The sequence below is a fragment of the Conexibacter woesei DSM 14684 genome (genome assembly GCF_000025265.1).
GTDB lineage: Bacteria > Actinomycetota > Thermoleophilia > Solirubrobacterales > Solirubrobacteraceae > Conexibacter > Conexibacter woesei.
In genome coordinates, this window is the sequence record NC_013739.1 from 3883705 (window position 1) to 3904834 (window position 21130).

The 21130-nt window shown below is 71.2% G+C and carries 24 protein-coding genes; 12 read left to right on the plus strand and 12 right to left on the minus strand.

The window, feature by feature from the left end:
- Positions 1-8: 8 nt before the first annotated feature.
- Positions 9-710 (minus strand): DivIVA domain-containing protein, encoded by a 702-nt coding sequence (locus CWOE_RS18250; RefSeq protein ID WP_012935113.1) that lies wholly within the window; start codon positions 708-710, stop codon positions 9-11.
- A gap of 161 nt (positions 711-871) precedes the next feature.
- On the opposite strand from CWOE_RS18250, the gene CWOE_RS30990 reads away from it, so the two are divergent.
- The 8 genes from CWOE_RS30990 (at position 872) to CWOE_RS18290 (ending at position 9089) form a co-directional block, all read left to right on the plus strand.
- Positions 872-1471 carry a PadR family transcriptional regulator gene (locus CWOE_RS30990; protein WP_012935114.1) on the plus strand — a complete coding sequence of 200 codons (600 nt, stop codon included), beginning with the start codon at positions 872-874 and terminating at the stop codon, positions 1469-1471.
- A 7-nt stretch (positions 1472-1478) separates the two neighbouring features.
- A complete protein-coding gene (locus CWOE_RS18260; RefSeq protein WP_012935115.1) occupies positions 1479-2213 on the plus strand; it encodes an ATP-binding cassette domain-containing protein in 735 nt (244 codons plus the stop codon).
- On the plus strand, positions 2214-2903 hold the full coding sequence (locus CWOE_RS18265; RefSeq protein ID WP_012935116.1) for an ABC transporter ATP-binding protein: 690 nt from the start codon (positions 2214-2216) through the stop codon (positions 2901-2903). It abuts the gene before it with no gap.
- Positions 2900-5419, plus strand: coding sequence for an ABC transporter permease (locus CWOE_RS18270; protein WP_012935117.1), 2520 nt, complete (start codon positions 2900-2902; stop codon positions 5417-5419). The genes CWOE_RS18265 and CWOE_RS18270 overlap by 4 nt, the downstream gene beginning before the upstream one ends.
- 147 nt (positions 5420-5566) lie before the next feature.
- The gene (locus CWOE_RS30995; RefSeq protein ID WP_160165535.1) at positions 5567-6574 is read left to right on the plus strand and encodes a tetraprenyl-beta-curcumene synthase family protein; all 1008 of its coding nucleotides are present in this window, start codon (positions 5567-5569) and stop codon (positions 6572-6574) included.
- Between the two features lie 254 nt (positions 6575-6828).
- Complete coding sequence (locus tag CWOE_RS18280; protein WP_041730653.1) at positions 6829-7074, plus strand: hypothetical protein; 246 nt, start codon at positions 6829-6831, stop codon at positions 7072-7074.
- A 10-nt stretch (positions 7075-7084) separates the two neighbouring features.
- Positions 7085-7984, plus strand: a complete 900-nt coding sequence (locus CWOE_RS18285) for an MYG1 family protein (RefSeq protein WP_012935120.1) — start codon at positions 7085-7087, stop codon at positions 7982-7984.
- A gap of 91 nt (positions 7985-8075) precedes the next feature.
- Positions 8076-9089, plus strand: coding sequence for a PQQ-dependent sugar dehydrogenase (locus tag CWOE_RS18290; protein WP_012935121.1), 1014 nt, complete (start codon positions 8076-8078; stop codon positions 9087-9089).
- 63 nt (positions 9090-9152) lie between these two features.
- On the opposite strand, the gene CWOE_RS31000 is transcribed toward CWOE_RS18290, so the two are convergent.
- Both CWOE_RS31000 and CWOE_RS18300 read right to left on the minus strand, forming a co-directional pair.
- Positions 9153-9833, minus strand: a complete 681-nt coding sequence (locus tag CWOE_RS31000; protein WP_012935122.1) for a winged helix-turn-helix domain-containing protein — start codon at positions 9831-9833, stop codon at positions 9153-9155.
- Positions 9830-10357 carry an RNA polymerase sigma factor gene (locus CWOE_RS18300; protein WP_049793322.1) on the minus strand — a complete coding sequence of 176 codons (528 nt, stop codon included), beginning with the start codon at positions 10355-10357 and terminating at the stop codon, positions 9830-9832. The genes CWOE_RS31000 and CWOE_RS18300 overlap by 4 nt, the downstream gene beginning before the upstream one ends.
- A 77-nt stretch (positions 10358-10434) precedes the next feature.
- Here CWOE_RS18300 and CWOE_RS31005 point away from each other — a divergent pair, with 77 nt between their 5' ends.
- On the plus strand, positions 10435-11211 hold the full coding sequence (locus CWOE_RS31005; protein WP_012935124.1) for a class I SAM-dependent DNA methyltransferase: 777 nt from the start codon (positions 10435-10437) through the stop codon (positions 11209-11211).
- Between the two features lie 209 nt (positions 11212-11420).
- Positions 11421-12170 carry a Crp/Fnr family transcriptional regulator gene (locus CWOE_RS18310; protein WP_012935126.1) on the plus strand — a complete coding sequence of 250 codons (750 nt, stop codon included), beginning with the start codon at positions 11421-11423 and terminating at the stop codon, positions 12168-12170.
- Between the two features lie 50 nt (positions 12171-12220).
- Here the strand turns inward: CWOE_RS18310 and CWOE_RS18315 are convergent, their stop codons facing one another.
- The 7 genes from CWOE_RS18315 to CWOE_RS18345 all read right to left on the minus strand — a co-directional run bounded on the left by CWOE_RS18315 (position 12221) and on the right by CWOE_RS18345 (position 18212).
- Positions 12221-12769 (minus strand): hypothetical protein, encoded by a 549-nt coding sequence (locus CWOE_RS18315; RefSeq protein WP_012935127.1) that lies wholly within the window; start codon positions 12767-12769, stop codon positions 12221-12223.
- 114 nt (positions 12770-12883) lie between these two features.
- On the minus strand, positions 12884-13285 hold the full coding sequence (locus CWOE_RS18320; RefSeq protein ID WP_012935128.1) for a ribonuclease HI family protein: 402 nt from the start codon (positions 13283-13285) through the stop codon (positions 12884-12886).
- Positions 13282-13509, minus strand: a complete 228-nt coding sequence (locus tag CWOE_RS18325) for a hypothetical protein (RefSeq protein ID WP_012935129.1) — start codon at positions 13507-13509, stop codon at positions 13282-13284. The genes CWOE_RS18320 and CWOE_RS18325 overlap by 4 nt, the downstream gene beginning before the upstream one ends.
- A gap of 72 nt (positions 13510-13581) precedes the next feature.
- Entirely contained in the window at positions 13582-14280 is a 699-nt protein-coding gene (locus CWOE_RS18330) for a hypothetical protein (RefSeq protein ID WP_012935130.1), read from the minus strand.
- A 39-nt stretch (positions 14281-14319) separates the two neighbouring features.
- Positions 14320-16392, minus strand: coding sequence for an elongation factor G (fusA, locus tag CWOE_RS18335; RefSeq protein ID WP_012935131.1), 2073 nt, complete (start codon positions 16390-16392; stop codon positions 14320-14322).
- 90 nt (positions 16393-16482) lie between these two features.
- Positions 16483-17289: an RNA polymerase sigma factor WhiG gene (gene whiG / locus CWOE_RS18340; RefSeq protein ID WP_148261067.1), complete on the minus strand. Its 807-nt coding sequence runs from the start codon at positions 17287-17289 to the stop codon at positions 16483-16485.
- Positions 17286-18212 carry a tyrosine recombinase XerC gene (locus CWOE_RS18345; RefSeq protein WP_236262120.1) on the minus strand — a complete coding sequence of 309 codons (927 nt, stop codon included), beginning with the start codon at positions 18210-18212 and terminating at the stop codon, positions 17286-17288. The genes whiG and CWOE_RS18345 overlap by 4 nt, the downstream gene beginning before the upstream one ends.
- Between CWOE_RS18345 and CWOE_RS32910 the strand changes: the two genes are divergently transcribed.
- On the plus strand, positions 18211-18513 hold the full coding sequence (locus CWOE_RS32910; RefSeq protein WP_148261068.1) for a hypothetical protein: 303 nt from the start codon (positions 18211-18213) through the stop codon (positions 18511-18513). The genes CWOE_RS18345 and CWOE_RS32910 overlap by 2 nt on opposite strands.
- Here the strand turns inward: CWOE_RS32910 and CWOE_RS31010 are convergent.
- Together CWOE_RS31010 and CWOE_RS18355 are read right to left on the minus strand one after the other, a co-directional pair.
- Complete coding sequence (locus CWOE_RS31010) at positions 18501-19538, minus strand: L,D-transpeptidase family protein (protein ID WP_012935134.1); 1038 nt, start codon at positions 19536-19538, stop codon at positions 18501-18503. The genes CWOE_RS32910 and CWOE_RS31010 overlap by 13 nt on opposite strands.
- A 76-nt stretch (positions 19539-19614) precedes the next feature.
- Positions 19615-20187, minus strand: coding sequence for a 5' nucleotidase, NT5C type (locus CWOE_RS18355; RefSeq protein WP_012935135.1), 573 nt, complete (start codon positions 20185-20187; stop codon positions 19615-19617).
- Between the two features lie 96 nt (positions 20188-20283).
- Here CWOE_RS18355 and CWOE_RS31015 point away from each other — a divergent pair, with 96 nt between their 5' ends.
- Positions 20284-21120 carry an alpha/beta fold hydrolase gene (locus CWOE_RS31015; RefSeq protein WP_049793324.1) on the plus strand — a complete coding sequence of 279 codons (837 nt, stop codon included), beginning with the start codon at positions 20284-20286 and terminating at the stop codon, positions 21118-21120.
- Positions 21121-21130 lie beyond the last annotated feature (10 nt).

Genomic DNA, 21130 nt, shown 5'->3' on the forward strand with positions numbered 1-21130 from the left:
GCCCCCGGTCAGGCGCCGCCGCCGCGCGGCGGCTGCCCCTCCTCGGGCGGGAAGCGCGCCTCGGCGTCGGCGGCGACGCCGCTCAGCTGGTCGGCCAGCTCCTTGGTGGCGTCGATCAGCCGCTGGCGCTCCTGCCACAGGCGCTCGATGTCGTCGTCGAGGCTGCGGACGCGCTCGACGGCGTCCGACTGCAGCTCGGCCGCCTCGCGCTCGGCGCGTTGGAGACGGTCGTCGGCCTTCGCGCGCGAGGTGGACGTCATCTCCTCGGCGGAGCGCTCGGCCTGCCGCAGGATCGCCGAGGTCTGCTCGCCGACGCGGTCGAGCGCCGCTCGCACGGCCTCGGTCGGGGAGGTGTTCTCCTCGAAGCGCGCGACGGTGCGCTCGACCGCCGCCACGTACGCGTCGACCGCGTGCGCGTCGTAGCCGCGCCACACCGTCTCGAAGGTGACGCCGCGCAGCGCCTCGATCTCGGGGTCGCGCGGCGGCTCGCGGCGGGTGGCCGCCTCCGCCTCGACCGCCGCGAACGCCTCCGTCGCGCCGAGGTAGCCCAGCTCGCCCTCGCTCTCGCTCTCGTCCTCGCTCTCCGCGGACGGCGCGCCGTCCGCGTCGACGTCGGGATCGAGATCGGGCTCGGGCTCCTGCTTGCGCGCGCCCGCGGGCGTGTGCGCCTGCGTCGGCTGCTCGTCGTCGTCGGTCGGATTCAGCGCCATGCTCGCGTGGTGCCCGCGGCGAAGCCGCCGCTAACGTCGCCGGCCGCACTGCAACGCCCCTGCCGGCGGCGCGTGTACGCCGACCCGAGGTGTAGCGGCGGACGCCGCGCTCCGGTACGGTCACATTTCCAGGTCTGGAGCAATCGGGGGATCGGGGCGTCGTGTCGGTACAGAACGTGGTGTTGGGGCAGCTGGTACGGCGAAGGGGCTACGGCTACGAGCTGCGCGATCGGCTCAGAGAGCTGTTCTCCGACGTCCTCGGACTGTCTGACACCGCAGTCTATCCGGCGCTCGAGGCGCTCGAACGCAAGGGCCTGATCGTCGAGGTGGAGCGCGAGCCGGCACGGCGCGAGGAGCGCTGGTCGAACCCCCGCGTCGTCTACGAGGCGACTCCGGAGGGACGCAGCCACTTCCGCCGCTGGATGGCCGAGCCGGCGAGAAAGGCTCCCCTGCGCGAGGAACTGCACATGAAGCTGATGATCGCCGAGCCCGAGGACGTGCCGGCGCTGATCGAGGCGCTGCGCAAGGTCGAGGACGAGTGCCGCGCCCAGCTGCGCAAGATCATCGAGCACCCGCTCGACGCCGACCGCAATCCGCGCGCGCAGACGCCGGCGTTCGGCCCCACGCTCGTCCAGGACGGCGTGATCTCGCACCTGCAGACGACGATGGAGTGGGCGCAGCGGTCGCGCAGCGCGCTGCTCCAGCACTCCGAGCGGTCGACCGCGGGCGCCGCAGCCGGCGCGCGACGCAACCGGCCGTAGCGTTCGGATGCCGCTCTCCTTCGAGCACGTCGCCAAGACGCACTGGGTCGGCCCGTACGAGAAGCCGACGCTGGTCGACGTCTCGCTCACGCTCGGCGTCGGCGACTTCGTCGCCGTCTGGGGCGCGCAGCGCTCGGGCAAGTCGACGCTGCTGCGGCTCGCCGCCGGCCTCGAGCTTGCCGACGCCGGCAGCGTGCGCTTCGACGGCGTCGACCTCGCGGCGCTGCCGAGAGCGGCGCGCGGCCGGCTGCGCCTCGAGCAGATCGGCCTGGTCCAGGCCGACGGCCCGCAGAGCGCGGAGTTCAGCATGCTCGACTACGTCGCGCTGCCCTTGCTGAAGCGCTGCACGCGCAGCGAGGCGCGCACGCGTGCGATGGCGACGCTCTCGCGCGTCGGCGTCGCCGAGTGCCGTGACGCGAAGTGGCGCCACCTCTCCGACGGCGAGCGCACGCTCGCGAGCCTCGCCCACGGCCTCGTGCGCGAGCCGCGGCTGCTGCTCGTCGACGACCCCACCGCCGGGCTCGACGCGCTCCAGCAGAAGCAGGTCGTCGAACTGCTGCGGACCGCCGCCGCCGAGGCCGGCGTCGCCGTGCTGATGACCTCCTGCGTGCTGTCCGCGACCACCCGCGCCCATGCCGCCTTCACCCTCGGCGACGGCCGCCTGGAGCCGGTCATCGACCCGGCGACGGCGTCCGGCACGGTGATCGAGTTCCCCGGCGGCGGCGACCAGCAGACGGCATAGGTGCTCGAACTCAGGCAGGTCGCGAAGCAGTTCGCCGCCCCCGGCGGCGAGATCGTCCGTGCGGTCGACGACGTCACGGTCACGATCGAGCGCGGGGAGATCGTCGCGCTGTACGGCCCGAGCGGATCGGGCAAGACGACGGTGCTGAAGATCGTCGCGGCGCTGCTCAGACCCGATCACGGCACCGTCCACGTCGGTGGGCGCGACGTCGCGGAGCTGTCAGCGCGCGAGGCCGCCCGGTATCGCCTGCACGAGGTCGGTTTCATCCGCCAGCTGCCCGACTTCGTCCCCGGCGCCTCGGCGATCGACAACGCGGCGCTGAAGCTGTTCGACGACCTCCGCGCGCGCGACGCGCGCAGACGCGTCGAGCCGCTGCTGGCGCGGCTCGGGCTCGCGGGCCGCCTGCGGCACCGTGCTGAGCAGCTCTCGACAGGTGAGCGCCAACGGGTGCTGATCGCCCGCGCGCTCTCGACCGATCCGACCGTCCTCCTCGCCGACGAGCCGACCGGCAGCCTCGACAGCCGCCGCAGCCGTGACGTGCTCGACCTGCTGCGCCAGCTCAGCCACGAGCACGACGTCGCGACCCTGCTCGTGACCCACGACCCCCAGGCGGTCTCGTACGCGGACCGCGCACTCGAGCTGCACGACGGACGGCTGCGTTCCTACGTCATCGACGCGCCCGACCGGTGAAGCTGTCGAACGTCGCGGCCCTGTACGGCGCGCGCCTCCGCGCACGTGCCGGGCAGGAGCTGCTCGCGTTCCTCGGGATCGCCGTCGGAGTGTCGCTGTTGCTCGCTGCGCTCGTGGCGAACACGAGTCTCACCGCGTCCTTCCAGCGCATGACCGACGGGATCGTCGGTGACGCCCGGTTGCAGATGACCGCGCGCGGAGAGGGGTTCGACGACCGGCTCCTGCAGGAGGTTCAGCGACTGCCCGGCGTGAAGCTCGCCGCCGCCGTGCTCGAGGTCCGCGCCGAGGTGCACGGGGGCGGACGCCGACGCTCCGTGCTGCTGATCGGCGCGACGCCGGAGTTCGCCCAGCTCCGTGGGAGACTCACCCACAGATTCTCGTCGGCCTATCTCGCGCGCGTGCAGGCGATCGGCCTGCCGAGCGCGCTGGCGGAAGGGCTGAACCTGGCGCTCGGCCAACAGGTACAGCTCGACATCGGTGGCCGGCAGGTCACCGCTCCGCTGGGCGCGAAGCTCCAGGCGTCCGACGTCGGTGCGATCGTCGAGAGTCCGGTCGGGCTCGCGCCGCTCGAGTTCACGCAGCAGCTGAGCGGCCGAGAAGGCTTGATCACGCGGATCTCGGTCGTCCCGCACGCCGGTCGCGACGCGGAGGTCGACCGCGAGCTGAAGCGACTGGCCGCCGGTCGCGCGAACGTCCGGCCCGCCAACTTCGACGGCGCGCTCTTCAAGCAGGCCTCGCTTCCGACCAACCAGTCGACGGCGATGTTCTCGGTCTTCGGCGCGATGGTCGGCTTCCTGTTCGCATTCAGTGCCGTGCTCCTCACCGTGCCCCAGCGGCGGCGCCTCGTCGCAGACCTGCACATCGAGGGGTACGGGCCGGGCACCGCTATCAAGGTCCTGCTGTTCGACGCGGTGGTGCTCGGCGTCACGGCGTCAGCGTTCGGCGTGTTGGTCGGCGAGCAGATCTCCCGACACCTGTTCGACGAGACGCCGAGCTTCCTCTCGCTCGCGTTCACCTTCGGCACGACGCGCGTCGTCACCCCCACGAACGTGGCGTTCGCCGTCGCGGGCGGTGTCATCGCCAGCTGTCTCGCCGTCTTCGGGCCGACGGCGACGTCCGTCGTGCGCCGTGGAGGGAGCGCGGACGGGAGCGCCACGGCCACGAGCCTGCGCGCGCGGACCCCATGGCTCCTGACCGGCGGAGGCGTCGCGCTCGCGACAGCGGTGCTGATCGCGATCTCGGCGCCGAGCTCGGCCGCGATCGGGATCGCCGGCCTCGCGATCCTCGCGGGTGCGATGCTGCTCCTGCTCAGTCCGCTGCTGCAGGGGCTCACCGACTGCCTCGATCGAATGCTGCGCAACTTCCGCGGCGTGGTGCCGTTCCTCGCCATCTCGGACCTTCGCGACCCCTCGACCCATGTGCGCTCGCTCGCGGTGCTCGCGACCGGCGCCATCGCGGTGTTCGGAAGCGTCGCTCTCCAGGGAGCCCACGCCGACCTGCTGCGCGGGCTCGATCGCACGTCCACCGAGATGACCCGCACAGGCGACGTCTGGATCGTGGCCAGGGGAAGAGCGAACCTGCTCGTCACCGTTCCGTTCAGACCACCTGCCATCGGGCCGGTCGAGGGAATCGACAGGATCGAGGAATATCGCGGTGGATTCCTCGACCTCGGCAATCGGCGTGTCTGGGTCGTCGGAACGCCCGCTGCCTCGCGCAGCCCGATAGGACCCGAGCAGATCCTGCGCGGAGATCTCGATCTGGCGACGCGTCGCATCCGTGCGGGCGGCTGGGCGGTCGTGTCCGAGAGCATCGCCCGCGACCGCGGAGTCGAGGTCGGCGACCCGATCACCCTGCCGTCGTCGGTTCCGACAACGTTGCGTGTCGCCGCCCTCTCGACGAACATGGGCTGGCCGCCCGGCGCGATCGTGATCAACGCCGACGACTACGCACGTGCGTGGGGTGATCGCGACGTCAGCGCGCTCCACGCGATGTTGGCGCCGGGCACCAGCTCCGCAGCAGGCGAACGCGCGCTGCAAAAGGCGCTCGGCCCCGAGTCGAGCTTGGTCACCGTGACGGCCGCCGACCGCGAGCGAGCGCTCAACTCGTCGAGCCGTCAAGGGCTCACCCGGCTCTCCCAGATCGCTGCACTCGTGCTCGTGTCCGCCGTCATCGCGATGGCCGCTGCGATGGCCGGCATGATCTGGCAGCGTCGCCGGTTCCTCGCCGCGATGAAGGTCGAGGGGTACGGAGCATCAGAGCTGTGGGGCTCCCTCGTGCTCGAAGCGGCAATCCTGATCGGCGCCGGCTGCGTCGTCGGCGCGATCTTCGGGTTGATCGGACAGCGTCTGTTGAGTCGCGCGCTGACCAGCGTCACAGGCTTTCCCGTCACGTACTCGACGGCCGCGGGTGCTGCGCTCGTCAGCTGCCTTGCGGTCACTGGAGCCGCGCTTGCCATCGTCGCGTACTTCGGCCACCGCGCGTCGCGTGTCGCACCGGAGAGTGGTCTCGCGGAATGAGGCGCACGGCCTGGGCTGCGCAGATACGCTGCCGCGCTGAGGGGGATGCTCACCGAGGTCAAGGCCAACGCGATTCCGCTCACGCGGAGGCAGCTGCTGATGCTCTTCTCCGCCGTCGCTCGCGAGCTCGGTGGAGGTCTTCGCGCCGTGTCGCGCGAAGTCCAGCGCTGGCGGACTCGCGCCGACGCGATCCCGGACGCTGCGCTCCGGTCCGCCGCCCTCGACGCGCTTGACCACAAACGCGGCCACACCGACGGGGCGGCGCTGTTCTGGACGCTGCCTGTCCAACGGCACCCCAGGCTCCTGCAACTGCTCGTCGCCTACGAGCTGATCTGGGACTTTCTCGACAATCTCAGCGAGCAGCGAGCCACGGTCGACCCGACCGACGACCGTCAGCTGTTCCTCGCGATCGCGGACGCGCTCGACCCGGCTCGACCGATCTCCGACTACTACCTGCACCACCCGTCGCGGGACGACGGCGGCTACCTCGTTGCGCTCGTCAACGCCTGCCGCGAGCACTGCCGCGCACTGCCGGCGTTCGAGACCGTCCGACCGCTGCTGGCGAAGGAGGGCATGCGAGCGTCGGTGCTCGGGATCAACCACGACCCCGATCCCGAGCGTCGCGACGCCGCACTGCGCGCCTGGGTTGCGCGTGAGTTCCCCGGCGAGCACGAGCTGTGCTGGTACGAGCTGACGGCGGCCGCGAGCACGTCCCTGATGACGCATGCGCTGCTGGCGCTGGCTGCGGAGCCCGGGATCACGACGGAGGATGCGGAAGCGACCTACGCCGCGTACTTCCCTTGGCTGGGCCTCGCGGGGACGATGCTCGACAGCTACGTCGACGAAGCCGACGATCTCCAGGCGGGCGCGCACAGCTACATCGCCCACTACCCTGACCGCGAGCTCGCAACGTCGCGGCTCTGCGAGAGCATCGACCGATCGGCTCGCGACGTGCTTGCGCTGCCGCACGGAGAGCGCCATGCCGTCCTGCTCAGCTGCATGATCGCGCTCTACCTCAGCAAGGACAGCGCTCGGGTGACTGCGCTGCAGCCGACGACACGGCAGATCGCACGGGCCGGCGGGTCGCTCCCGAAGCTGCTGCTGCCGGTCCTGCGGATCTGGCGCCTCTGCAACTCGCAGAGCTCGGCCACCTGACGGCTGCGCGACCTCGGCCGAACGCGTCCTGATCTCTGAGCGCTCAGCGCTAGGCCCTGGTCCGACACGGTCAATGCGCCATAACGTAGACATCGACCACGGCCTCTCCCCCCGAGGCCTGTCGCGACAGCCCGGCAGCGGGCTGCATCTCACGCCCCATGAGATGCCGCCCGCTGCCGCACCTGTCGTCCAACTCGATGTCGCCGCGTCCTCTCCGCCCGCACCTCCTCCGATCACTGCGGCGGCGTGACGCGATGGTCGGAGCGACCGTCGTCCACGCCGTCGCCAGGGAGCTCGGCGTCGCCGAGTCCCCGACCAGCCGGCTGCTCGTCGTCCGCGCCGAGGCCGGCTGCCGCTGGGAGCTGCTGGTCGTCGAGCACGGCGCGCCACGGCTGTGCGTCCTCGCGACCGTCCGCCGGTCGCCGTGGCCGCCGTGGCGACGCACACGGCTGTCGTACCGGCTCACGCCCCTGACGCCGCTCCGCGCCGCGACCTTCTAGCGTGGTGGGCATGAGAGTCGCCACCCACTCCGGTTCCTTCCACGCCGACGACGTCTTCGCGATCGCGGCGCTGTCGCTGCTCGACGACGCCGCGCCGCTCGAGGTCGTCCGCACGCGCGATCCGCAGCTGCTCGCGGCCGCCGACGTGCGCGTCGACGTCGGTCAGCGGGACGATCCCGCCGGCGGCGACTTCGACCACCACCAGCGCGGCGGCGCCGGCGAGCGGCCGAACGGGATCCGCTACGCGTCGTTCGGGCTCGTCTGGCGCGAGCACGGCGCGCGCATCTGCGGCGGCGACGAGATCGCCGAGCGGATCGACCAGGTACTCGTGCAGGGCGTCGACGCGAACGACACCGGCCAGACGATCTCCCGGTCGCTGGTCGACGGGGTCGCCCCGTTCACCGTCTCGCACGCGATCGCGGCGCTGAACCCGAACTGGGACGACGCGCCGACTGCCGCGGACAAGCGGCAGGCGTTCGACGCGGCCGTCGAGCTGGCGGCCGGGATCCTGCGCCGCGAGATCGCCGCCGCGACCTCCCAGGCGCGCGCCGCGGCGCTCGTGCGCAGCGCGATCGCGCGCGCGGAGGATCCGCGCCTGATCGAGCTGGACCGCGGGATGCCGTGGCACCGCGAGCTGATCCCCGGCGCGCCGGACGCGCTGTTCGTCCTCTACCCGCGCGAGGACGACTGGGGGCTGCAGGCGGTCCCGCGGCAGCTCGGCGAGTTCGCCAACCGCAAGGACCTGCCGGAGTCGTGGGCCGGCCTGTCCGACGCGGAGCTGGCCGCGGCCACGGGCGTCGCCGACGCGCGTTTCTGCCACATCGGCCGCTTCATCGCGGTCGCCGGCAGCCGCGAGGGTGCGCTCGCGCTCGCACGGCAGGCGCTCGACGCACCCGGGACGAACGTCTGAGGCACGTGCGCCGATCGGGAGATGTCCCCGACGCAGCGTGCAGTCACCGTTCCTAGGCTTCGCTCCCTCAGCTCCCACCAGGAGGACATCTATGAATCGTTCGCGGATCGCCCGCGTGGCGGCCGTCACGCTCGCGCTGGCGCCGTTCGGCGCTGGCACGGCGGTCGCCGCCAGAAGACCGCAGGGCCCCCCGCCGCCACCGAAGGCGGCGAACGGGGCGAAGGTCGTCACGCTGGCGCAGGGCGTCCCGACCCCCACCCAGTTCGCCTTCGGCAGGGGTGCGACGTTCGTCGCCGCCGCCGGCGCCGAGGACGGCTCCGCGCCCGGCGGGGTCTACCTGCTCAGAGGCGGCAGAGCGACCCCGATCAAGGGCATGCCGAGAATGGCGTTCGGTGCCGCCTGGAGCAAGGGCACGCTCTACGTCTCGTCCGGTCCGAGCATCGTCGCGGCGAGCGGGTGGAACGGGAAGAAGTTCGCATCGACGAAGACGGTCTTCACCGGCCCGAAGGGCTTCCCCGGCTTCAACGGGATCGCGATCGGCCCCGACGGGCTGATCTACGCCGGCGTCACGATGACTGAGAGAGGCGATTCGAGAAAGGTCGACGCGCCCTACGCGCAGTCGATCGTCGCGCTGACGACCGCCGGCAAGGACCTCCAGTCGTACGCGACCGGCCTGCGCCAGCCGTGGATGCTGACGTTCGCCCCCGGCCAGTCGGCGCCGCTCGCGACCGCGCTCGGGCAGGAGAACCTCGGCAGAAGACAGCCGCCGGACTACGTCATCAAGGCCGAGCAGGGCCAGGACTACGGCTTCCCGTCGTGCAACTGGTCCAAGCCCGACGCGTGCGCCGGCTTCGCCGAGCCGCTGTCGCTCCTGCCGGCCCATAGCTCCCCGATGGGGATCGGCGTGATCGGCGCGAAGATCTATCTCGCGCTCTTCACCGGCACCGGCAGAGGCCCGCAGGTCGTCTCCGTCCCGCTCGCAGGCGGCAGCAAGACGACGCCGCTGCTGAACGGCTTCGCAGCGCCCGTCGTCGCGCTCGGGACGCACGGCGGCAACGTCTACGCCGGCGACGTCACCGGCGCGATCTACCGCGTCAAGGGCTGACGCGAACCGTCTCGCTCGCGCGCCGCGGTCCCGTCAGGGTCGCGGCGCGCAGCTGGACGCGCGTCAGTCGAGCTCGACGCCGGCCGCGTGCAGCGGCCGCGGGCGCCGGCTGGAGCGGCGGCCGAGGTGCTGGCCCTCGCCGCCGTTCGCGGAACCCTCTTCGGCCACGCCCTCGGCCTGGAACATCATCAGCACGATGCCGGCCGATCTCTCCGCCGCGTCGTCGTCGCCCGTTCTGCGCAGGCGCTCGGCGCTCTCCGCCTCGATCTTCTCGATCGTGGCGAGCGTCTTGGCCATCTCGCCGGCGAGCTCCTTCCAGCCCTGCTCGTCGAGCTGTATGACGCTGCGGCTGAGGTGCGCGTCCGCGTTGTCGAAGCCGCCCTTCGCGGCGGCAGCGTTGACGTAGCCGGAGACCTGCTCCAGCGACGCGCCGACCATCGCGCGCTTGACGATCGCCGGCGTCTCCGCCCAGCCCTCGTCAGAGACCTTCGGCCGCGCCTTGGCCCGGTAGTGGTGCTCTATCGCGCCACGCCGCGGAGTCCGCTTGACCAGCTCCAGGAAGCCGAGCGCGTGGAGGCGCCGGACGTGGTAGCTCATCACGCCGAGCGACACGCCGAGCAGCTCCGACAGCTCGTTCGGGCTGGCCAGCTCGCGATCCTCGAGGATCGCGAGGATGCGGATCCGCAACGGATGCGCGAGTGCCTTGATCAGGCGTGGATCGGTGATGTCGCTGTATGGCTTCATCGGCTCGTCTCGAGTTCTCTCCGCAGGCGACCCCGCAGCCGGTGGAGTCGGACCTTGACGGTTCCCTCCGGGATTCCGAGCATGCGCGCCACCTCAGGTTGGCTCAAATCTCTCAGATAGCGTAGAGCAAGCAACCTCTGATCATCAATGGAGAAGCGTTTGACCACTTGGTCGACCTGCAAGCGGAGGAGCAGGTCCTCGCGCTCCTCCTCCGCCTCCTCGTCGGGCACGCCCGCAAGCAGCGTCTGGTCGTCGAGCAGTTCGCGCTGCGCGCGGATTCTGCGGCGGTCGAGCAGCCGCAGCGCCTCGTTGCGCGCGATCTGGCGCATCCACGGCATCTGGTCCTCGCCGGCGCACGAGTCGCGCCGACGCCACGCGCGCATCAGCGCCTCCTGCACGACGTCGTCGATGTCGTGCGACGCCAGCAGGTAGCGACGGGCTTCCCGCGTCGCCGCGGCCCGCATCCGTTCCCAATCCCACGCTCCCGGCTGGGGCACGCGGGACTCCGCGATCGCTCCGGCCACATGGCAAATATCGAGGTTTCGTCAAAGTTGGCGAAGTATGTGAAACGGTTGTGAGCGTTCGGCGGGTCTTGGTAGTCATGAGGACGACCTCGACTCCCCCCGCAGCGCTCGTCGCCTACGAGCGGCTGGCCGCGGTCTACGACCGTTTCACCGACTCCTACGACCACGACGGCTGGGTCGGACGGCTCGAACGGCTGGCGCGCGAGCACGGCCTTCGCGGCCGCCGCGCGCTCGACGTCGCGTGCGGCACCGGCAAGAGCTTCGCCCCGCTCGTGCGGCGCGGATACGACGTCTGGGCGTGCGACCTGTCGCCCGCGATGGTCGATCAGGCGCGCCGCTCGAAGGCGCTCCCGGCCGACCGCATCGAGATAGCGGACATGCGCCAGCTTTCCTACACTGGCACCTTCTCGCTCGTCAGCTGCCTCGACGACGCCGTCAACTACCTGCTCGACGAGGACGATCTCGCCGCCGCGTTCGCGAGCGTCGCGCGCGTGCTCGCGCCAGACGGCGTCTACGTCTTCGACGCGAACAGCCTCTCGACGTATCGCGAGGGCTTCAGCACCCGCGCGACGTTCGAGCGGCCGCTCGCCGACGCGATCTGGCGTGGCGAGACGACCGGGCCGATCGTGCCCGGATCGCTGTGCGCCGCGTCGATCGAGCTCGGCGGCGGCGGCGCGGCGGTCAGCCGCCACGTCCAGCGCCACCACCCCGAGCCCACCATCCGTCACGCCTTGGCGTCCGCCGGACTCGCCTGCCGAGCCGTGCTGGGTCAGTCCACGGGCGGCGTCCTCCATGAGGACGCCGACGAGGAGACCCACACGAAGCTCGTGTACGTGGCAGGCCGAGCGGCATGACGCCGACCCCCGACCGAGGAGGAGAGGAGGTGAACCACCAGATGTCGATCATCAAGCCGAGCATCATCAAGCCCAGCATCATCAAGCCGTAACCGCCCGTGACTACGGGCGTCGCCGGCCCAGCGCGGTGTCGGCGACGCCCGCGGTCCCGCGCCGGATCGGAAATCCGTGCGAGCGAATCGCGTCGAACGGGTACTGGAGTGACGGGCATGAGTGTCAGCGAACACACCCGCTCCGGCGACCGCTTCGTCTACGTCCTCGATCACGACGCTGGACTGCGCAGCGTTCTCGAGGAGTCCGACCGAGCGCGCTGCCGGCAGCACGCCGTCGCGGCGATCGCGGAAGTCCCGGCCGGCGCCTGGGATCCGCAGGCGAACCCGTACCCCGACGCGGAGCTGGGGCTGCTCGTGCTCGACGGCCTGCTGATCCGCGACGTGACCGTCGCGGAGGCACGCTGCGGCGAGCTGATCGGCCCCGGCACGATCCTGCGGCCGTGGGACGAGAGCGGCGCCGACGCGCCGATGCGGCACGACGTCGACTGGCAGGTGATCGAGCCGCTGCGGGTCGCCGTGCTCGATCAGCACTTCCTGCGCGTCGTCGCGCACTGGCCGCCGCTGATCACCGCGCTGGTCGCTCGCGCCAACGAGCGCGCGCAGGATCTCGCGGTGATGGTCTCGATCCACAGCCTCAAGCGCGTCGACGTGCGCCTGCTCGCCTTCTTCTGGCACCTCGCCGACCGCTACGGCAAGGTCACCTCCGACGGCGTGCTGGTGCCGCTGGCGCTGACCCACAGGCAGCTCGCGCTGCTCGTCGGGGCGCAGCGCCCGTCGGTCACCTCCGCACTCGGAACGCTCTCCGAGCGCGAGCTGCTGCGCCGCGACGACGAGGGCAACTGGCTGCTGACCGGCGACCCGCCGGACGATCTCAGCGTGCTGACGCCCAACGGCGTCGCCGCCTGATCGACGACCCGCCACGACGCCGAGCGCACGCCGTGGCCGTCGGTCGTCGCTCAGACGGTCGTCGCCGTCCCGTCCGCCGCCGCCTCAGGCGACGCCGTCACGACGGAGACATGCCCCATCGTGATCAGCTCGTCGATCAGCGCCAGCGCGGCCGCGTGCGAGCGGTCGGTGTGACGGCGGATCGAGCGTGCCGCGTAGGTGCCGGCGGCGTCGAGTCCGAGCCGCCGGTCGACGAGCGGAGGCGAGCTGCGCGCGATCCAGCGCAGCGGCCGGGACCGCTCGCGGCGGCGTTCCTCCGCCCACTCCAGGCAACGGCTCTCACGGGCGCGCTCGACCTCGGCGGTCCCGCGCGTCCCGACGACCTCGGCCGCATAGCGGTAGAGGTCCTGACGCCGGTCCTCGTCGACCCGGTCGTTGTACGCCCGCAGGAAGCCGCCGATGACCGGGCAGGCCGATGCCGGTCGGTCGCTGAACGGCTCGCCGGCGAGCATCGACGCCAGCTCCATCACGCACGCGCCTTCGGTCGGCGCGGCGTGCTTGCCCTTGCTGAGGCGGATCGTCTGATGGTTCGCTTGCTGCGCCTCGCGCTGCTCCGACATGGACCACCCCTTTCTTTCTCAGCGCGAAGTCGGGATACCCGCGAGCCGGAGCGCTCAGGCCACCCCGCGGCGAAGCGGGCGGCTGGGCGTCATAACGCGGACGGCCGGCGCCGGTCAGGTGGCGGCGTCGAGCGCGGCGTTGACGAGCGCGTCGGCGTCGGCGTTCTGCGCCCGCGGGACGCTGCGCACGCGCCACGCCTCGAAACCGCCGAGCGCCTCCAGCGCCGCCGCGTGCAGCGGTCTCATCGCAGCGTGCTTGACGCGGTACTCGCCGCCGACCTGCTTGGCGACGAGCTCGGAGTCGTTGACGACCTCGACCTCGGTCGCGCCGAGCGCGCGCGCTCGTTCGAGCCCGAGCAGCAGCGCGCGGTACTCGGCGACGTTGTTGGTCGCCTCGCCGATCGTCTCCGCGCGGCGCTCGACCACCTCACCCTCAGGCGTCGAGACGACGACGCCGACGGCCGCAGGCCCGGGGTTCCCGCGCGCGCCGCCGTCCACGTGGACGACGAGCTTCACACGCTTCCGTCGATGCGCGGGAATGGGAGCCTGTCGCCCCCGGAGCGCCGGCGGCGGTCCCGCACGGTGCGGACGTGCTCGCGACTCGGGTCACCCCCGTTGCGCGCACCGCGCCCGCGACGCTCGCCTCTGCGGCGATCGACGATCACCGTGACGTTGTCGTCGTCGGCGTAGTACACCGTCAGCTTGTCGAACAGCTCATCCGCGAGCTCCGCGGGCACCACGCAGTAGATCAACGGTCCTCGCCGGTCATCGACGACCTTGTCGGGTGGGCATGCTAGTCGACCGGCGGGACGCTACGCGGGGGTCAACGTCCCGTACTCGTCGGCGACCGCATTGGCCTCGACGCGGTCGGCCGGCTCCAGCTCCTCCAGCTCGTACCCCTGGCCGGCGGTGCGGACCGCGCCGCCGTCGAGGTCGATCTCGTAGCGGTACCAGCACAGCTCCCAGGAGACGACGATCGTCACGATGCTGGCGGGCTCCTCGTGCGCCCGCGCGACGACGACGGGCGCCCCGAGCGAGCGGGCGACGCCGGCGACCGTGCGCGGGTGCTCGCTCTGGTTGAAGTGGTCGATCGCCGTCGCGGTGCGCTGCTCGACGTTCGTCGGCACGGCGCGGACCTGGCGCAGCTCGCGCTGCGGCTCCAGCCGCTCGACGCGCGAGGACGGCCGCGGCGCCGGCTCGTGCGAGCCGGTCTCGTCGTGGCTGCGCCCGTTGCCGTTGTGGCCGTTGCCCGGCTCGTCGGCGCGGGGCCGGCGCAGGCGGCTCATGAAGCTGCGGCGGCGCTCGCCGGCGGGCGAGCGGGTGCCGCGCTCCAGCGCCGCACCCTCGCGCACCCAGCCCTCGTGCAGGGCGCGCGGCTGGCACAGCTCGCAGACCTCGCGCTTGTGTCCCCCCGCGAGATACGTGTCGGCGCGCTCGCCGCGCAGCAGCGTCCGGCCGCACACGTCGCATGACACGTGGGCCTGCGACGTGCGGATGTCCTTCGTCGTCATGAGCCGTCGAGGGTACCAACCCTCGACCGGCCGACCGTGTCAGGAGTGGACCGCCTCCGTCTCCGCCCGGACGCGCGCGACGACTCTCTCCGCGAGGTGCGGCGGGACCTCCTCGTAGCGCTGGAACTCCATCGTGAAGTCGCCCTGACCGCCGGTGATCGAGCGCAGGTCGGGCGCGTAGCTGAGCATCTCGGCCATCGGCACCTCGGCTCTGACCTCCGTCATCCCGCCGCTCGGCTCCATCCCGAGCGGACGGCCGCGACGGCTGTTCAGATCGCCGATCACGTCGCCGACGGAGTCCTCGGGGACCGAGGCCGAGACGACCATGATCGGTTCCAGCAGCACCGGCGAGGCGTGTTCCAGCGCGTCTCTCATCGCGTGCGCGCCGGCGACCTTGAACGCCATCTCGGACGAGTCGACCGAGTGGTAGGAGCCGTCGACCAGCCGCACACGTACGTCCTTGACCGGATAGCCGGCGACCGTGCCGTGCTCCATCGCCTCCAGCACGCCCTTCTCGACCGCCGGGATGAAGCTGCCGGGGATCGAGCCGCCTCTGATCGCGTTGACGAACTCGAAGCCCTCCCCCGCCGGCAGCGGCTCGATCTCGATTCTGCAGTCGCCGAACTGCCCGCGGCCGCCGCTCTGCTTCTTGTGGCGGCCGTGCGCCTTGGCGCCGGCACGGATCGTCTCCTGGTACGGCACCCGCGGCGGCTTCAGCGTGACCTCGGCGCCGAACCGCTCGCGCAGCCGCGCGATCACGATCTCGACGTGGATCGCCGACAGGCCGGCGACGATCTGCTCGCCGGTCTGCTGGTCGCGGTGCAGGTCGATCGTCGGATCCTCCTCCTGCAGCCGCCTCAGCGCGGTGAAGACCTTGTCCTCGTCGCCCTTCGTCTTCGGCTCGATCGAGAACGCCATCACCGGGGCGGGCAGCGGGATCGACGGCATCTCGATCGGCTCGTCGCGCGCGGCCAGCCAGTCGCCGGCGCGCGTCTCCTTGAGCTTCGCGACGGCGCCGATGTCGCCCGGGCCGAACTCGTCGACGTGGACGCTGTCCTTGCCGCTGAACGCGAGCAGCTGGCCGATCCGCTCCTTCGCGTGGGCGCGCGTGTTGAGCACGTGGCTGTCGTGCGAGATCACGCCCTGGTAGACGCGGAAGAGGTTGATGCGGCCGGCGAACGGGTCGGCGCGCGTCTTGAAGACGTAGGCGTAGAGGTCAGCGTCCTCGACCGCCTCCAGCGTCATCCCGGCGACGTCCAGACCGCCGTGCTTGACCGGTGAGGGAAGGTCGTCGACGATCGCGTCGAGCAGTCGGTTCGTCGCGAGGTTGCGCGTCGCCACGCCGCATGTGACGGGGAAGAGGGCGCCGTGGTTGGTCCCCTCCTTCAGCGCATCGACGATCTCCTGGTGGGAGATCTCCTCCCCCTCCAGGTAGCGCTCCATCAGCGCGTCGGAGTTCTCGGCGACCTCGTCCATCAGTCTCTCGCGGTAGGTCTGCGCCTCGTCGGCGAGGTCGTCGGGGATCGGGATCTCGCGGCAGTTGTCGCGGCCGTCGCCGTCGTAGGCGTACGCCTTCATGTCGACGAGGTCGATCACGCCGCTGACCTCGTGCTCGCGGCCGATCGGGATCTCGGTCGCGACGACGTGCGCGCCGAACGCGGCCTTGAGCGAGTCGAGCGCGCGGAAGAAGTCAGCCCGCTCGCGGTCGAGCATGTTGACGAAGACGAGCCGCGCGAGGTCCAGCTCCCCCGCCCGCTGCCACAGGCGCGTCGTCGAGACCTCGACGCCCATCACCGCGTTGACGACGAAGATCGCCGACTCGCAGACGCGCAGCGAGCCGAGCGCGTCCGCGACGAAGCTCGGTTCCCCCGGCGTGTCGATCAGGTTGACCTTGCGGTCCTGCCACTCGAACGAGGCGAGCGCGGCGGAGATCGACATCTGGCGCGCCTTCTCGTCCGGGTCGGCGTCGGAGACCGTCGTCCCCTCGTTCACCTGGCCGAGCCGGTTGACGGCGCCGGCGGTGTACAGCAGCGCTTCGTGCAGAGAGGTCTTGCCGCTGCCGCGGTGACCGACGAGGGCGACGTTCCGGATCCTGCCGGCGGACTTGTGCATGCCCGATCTCCTCTGCTCGTGGAGATCCGACCATACCTCTGCGTACCAGCCCCGGCTAGAGGACTGGTACGCATGGCATCAGGCGAGGTTTCAGCCGTTGTCGGCGTCTTCGTTCTGCAGCCTGGAGCGCAGGCGCAGGACGGCCTTCGTGTGCAGCTGCGAGATGCGGGACTCGGTCACGCCGAGCACCTCTCCGATCTCCCGCAGCGTCAGGTTCTCGTAGTAGTAGAGGGCGATCACGAGCTTCTCCCGCTCGGGCAGCCGCGCGATCGCGTCGGCGACCCGGTCCTTCAGCTCGCTCGCGTCGACGATCTTCTCCGGGTCCGGAGCGTCCGGGTCCTGGAGCGTGTCCAGCAGCGATATCTGATCGCCGCTCGCGTCCGAGACCGTCCACAGCTCGTCGAGCGCGGCGATCGTCGAGTTCGAGATCTGGATCAGCGCGTCCTGGAACTCGTCCATCGACATGTCGAGCTCGTGCGCCATCTCCTCGTCCGTCGGCGCGCGCTGCAGCTTGTGCTCCAGCTTCGCGTTGGCGCGCTCGATCTCGCGAGCCTTCGCGCGCACCGACCGGGGAACCCAGTCGAGCGAGCGCAGCTCGTCGATGATCGCGCCGCGGATGCGGGGGATCGCGTACGTCTCGAACTTGATCTCGCGGCCGAGGTCGAAACGCTCGATCGCCGAGATCAGGCCGATCAGTCCATAGGAGATGAGATCTGCCTCTTCCACGTGGGCGGGCAAGCCGGAGGCCATGCGGCCCGCGACGTACTTCACCAACGGTGAATAGGCTACGACCAGTCGCTCACGGGCACGCCCGTCGCCGCTCGCTTTGTAGCGGCGCCAGAGATCCTTGAGCTCGATCGCTTTGACGTTGGTTTCCAGCGCCGCCCCCTCGCCTATGCCCGAGGATGGCTGTTGGCGTAAGCCGACCTCAGCCTCGCGGACTCTACCCGAGTGTAGACCTGTGTCGTAGAGATGCTCGCATGTCCGAGCAGCTCTTGGATAGACCGCAGGTCCGCCCCGTTCTCCAGGAGGTGGGTCGCGAACGAATGCCGGAGGGCGTGCGGGGAGACCCCGCCGGCCGTCGAGACGCCTGCCGCCTGCCGCGCCCAGACGCGCAGCCGGCGGCGCACGTCGGAGGTCGACAGACGCCGTCCGGACTTGGAAAGGAAGAGTGCGCCATCGCTCTCGGCGGTCGCCAGCGCGGGCCGCGCCCTGTCGAGATATCTCGCGATCGCCTTCAGCGCCGGCTCGCCCGCCGGGACGATCCGCGTCTTGGCGCCCTTGCCCTCGACGCGCACGCGCTCACCGTCGAACTCGATCGAGCCGACGTCGAGCATCACCAGCTCCTCGGCCCGCAGGCCGGAGGCGTAGGCCAGCTCGAACAGCGCGCGGTCGCGCAGCGCGAGCGCCGTGTCCGCGGGAATGCGGTCGAGCAGCGCGGCGACCTCGACCGGCTTCAGCACGTACGGCAGCCGCTGCGCCTTGCGCGGCGCCGACAGCAGGTCGGCGGGGTTCTGCTGCAGCTCGCCGTGCTCGACGAGCGTGCGGAAGAGCGAGCGCAGCGAGGCGAGCTTGCGCCCGACGGTCGTCGGCGCCTGTCCCGCCTCGGTCAGGCCGGCCGCGTAGCGGCGCAGCGCGCGCGGGTTGACGTCCGCCGGCGCGAGCCGGTGCGCGTCGGCCCAGCGGACGAACTGGCCGCCGTCGACGGCGTAGGCGTGACGCGTCTTCTCTGCGGCGCCGCGGCGCCGCAGATCGGACTCGAGCAGCGCGAGCGCGCGGCGCCAGGCGTCGCTGATCGGAGCGCTAGGCTGCTCGGACATGGCCTTGTTCTTCATCGATACAGACACCGGTCAGGTCGCCACCCGTAGACAGCTCGTCGAGGCCGGCCTGGCGACCGAACCGGACGGGCCGGAGCGCCCATGGTTCCGCATCCAGGGAACTGATGACGCGACCACGCTGTGGTACGCGGTGATGCGGAGGAAAACGAAGGGAGTGTTCATCGGCGCTCTCGCTATTCGCCACGGCGACCATCATGCCTCTTTGCTGAATGAAGGTTGGGAAGAGGTCTCGGTGGAGGAGCTGCGCAACTGGTCGCCTGACGGATCAGCTCAAGCGATGTAGATGGGCGCGCCGACGGGCGTCTGATCGTAGAGCTCGATCACGTCCGGGATCGCCATCCGGACGCAGCCGTGCGACGCGGCGGTGCCGAGCGAGTAGACGGCGTCGGTGCCGTGTATGCCGGCGCCGTCGAATATTCCGAGCCAGCGCGCCTTGATCGGATTCGACGGACCCGGCGGGACCGTCGTGCCGGCGAGGTCGCCCGCCCACGCGCTGTTCGGCACGCTCCAGACGGGATCGACCGCCTTGTTCTGGATCTCGTAGAGCCCAGCAGGTGTGTCGAGCCCGATCTGGCCGATCGCGACCGTGTAGGACTTCGCCAGTCTGAGGTTCTTCCACAGGCTCAGTCTGAAGGCGGCGCGGTCGACGGTGATCACGACCGGGTATTGCTTCGCGAGCTGCGCGGTCGTCACCTTCGGTCTCACGACCGCCGCCCGCACCTTCACGGTCCGCGCGTCGTCGGTCCGCCGCAGCGCCCGTGCGACGCCGCGCCGCAGGCGGCGGCTGTCGACGTCGACGCCGTCCTGCCCGGCGACCTCGCCGAGCGAGCTGCCGGCGAAGGCGACGGTCGCGTCCTTCGGCGCGCGGTCCAGCCGCTCGGCGACGCGTCCGACGAAGCGGTCGACGGCCTTCGGGTCATACGTCACCTGCGGGCGCAGGTCGGCGTCGAGCGAGCCGCCCGTGAGGCTGCGGCCAACACGCGCGAAGAACGAGCTGCGGCGGCTCCGCTCGACCGCCTCGGTCACCATCCCGTCGAGGTCGACCGCGACGCGCGCCTGCCGCGGCGAGAGCACGAAGCGGCGCTTCTCGAACGTCACGACAACCGGCTCCCGCAGCGGCTCGACCAGCTCCTGCTGCAGGCGCGTGCGAGCCTCGGCCGGCTCCAGCCCGCCGACGTCGACCCCGCCGACGGCGACGCCGTTGGCGATCGTGTCGCGTTGGCTGTGGTCGTACGCGTACGCGCCGACCGCCCCGCTGAGCAGCAGGACGACGAACACCGCGACGATGAGGAATCGACGACTGCGCACCTGGCCTCCCGTGCGGCGATTCTACGTGCCGCCCGGGCGGAAGCGCGACGATGCACAGCTTTCGCGCCGGAACCGCTCAGCGACGCCGCAGCGGAGGCCGCGCCAGCACGGGCGCCAGCTGCCGCGTGAGGTCAGGCCAGTCGGCGGCGCCGATCACGCCCTCCTCCTCGCACAGCTCGCGGTTCCACGGGTGCAGGATCGTCGCCGGGACGATGCCCTTCGCCTGCGCCTTGAGGATGTTGTCGGGGCTGTCGTCGATCAGCACGTCGATCTCGATCTGTGCGCAGCGGGTGATCTTGTCCCACGAGCAGTACAGCTCGTCGAACGGCAGCTCGATCTGCTCCAGCCACTGCGCGGTCGCGTCGTACGCGTCCGTGGAGCGGTGGCTCGTGATGTGGATGAAGTGCCCGTCGTCGTGCCAGGCGCGGATCGCCTCGACGGCGCCGTCGTACGGCGTCGCGCCGAGCACGTGGACGGCCTTGTGCGTCTCGGCGGTGAGCGCGTCGACCTGTGCGGGCCGCAGACGGTCGATGTCGTAGGTGATCTGATCCTCGTACGCCAGCGCCACGCCGAAGCGCTTGCGCGCGAGCTTGGCGAACAGCGCCCAGTAGTCGTGAAGCGTCGAATCGATGTCGATGGCGATGCGCATTGGTACAGGTAGGGTAAACAGGAGATGGCGCGGATGGCGGCCACCGGGGGCGGGCCTGAACAGACCGGAGAACGGTCCATTCGGCGCGCCGCGTGGATGGAGATCGACTGGCCCGCGCAGACGCGCTCGCTGACCGTCGACGGCGGCCGCGCGAACGTGGTCGAGCTGGGCGCCGGCCCGCCGATGCTGTTCGTCCACGGCCTCTCGGGCTGTTGGCAGAACTGGCTGGAGCAGCTGCCGGTCTTCGCGGCGTCGCATCGTGTGATCGCGGTCGACCTGCCCGGCTTCGGCGACTCGGAGCTGCCCGAGCGGGAGCCGTCGATCCCGGGCTACGCGCGCTTCCTCGACCGTCTCTGCGATCGGCTCGGCGTCGCCGAGCCGGCCGTCGTCGTCGGCAACTCGATGGGCGGCTTCGTCGCGGCGGAGCTGGCGATCGCGGTGCCCGAGCGCGTCGAACGGCTCGTGCTCGTCTCGGCCGCCGGGATCTCCAGCGACCGCGTGCAGCGCCGGCCGGTGCTGACCACCGCACGCGCGATCGCGCTCGTGACGGCTTGGGGCGCCTCGCGCCACGAGGCGTTCGCGCGACGGCCGGGGCTGCGGCGCGTCGCGCTCTCGTTCGTCGCCCGTCACCCGGAGCGGATGCCCGCGCCGCTGGCGTTCGAGCTGATGCGCGGCTCGGGCAGACCGGGTTTCCTGCCCGCGCTCGACGCGCTGCTCGGCTACCCGCTGCGCGAGCGGCTGCCGCAGGTCGCCTGCCCGACGCTGATCGTGTGGGGCGAGGACGACCGCGTGATCCCGGTCAAGGACGCGAGCCGCTTCGAGCGGCTGATCCCGGGCGCGCGCAAGGTCGTGCTGCCGGACACCGGCCACGTCGCGATGCTGGAGCGCCCGGTCGTCTTCAACGGCCTGCTGCGCAGCTTCGTGGACGAGTGAGAGCGACGGC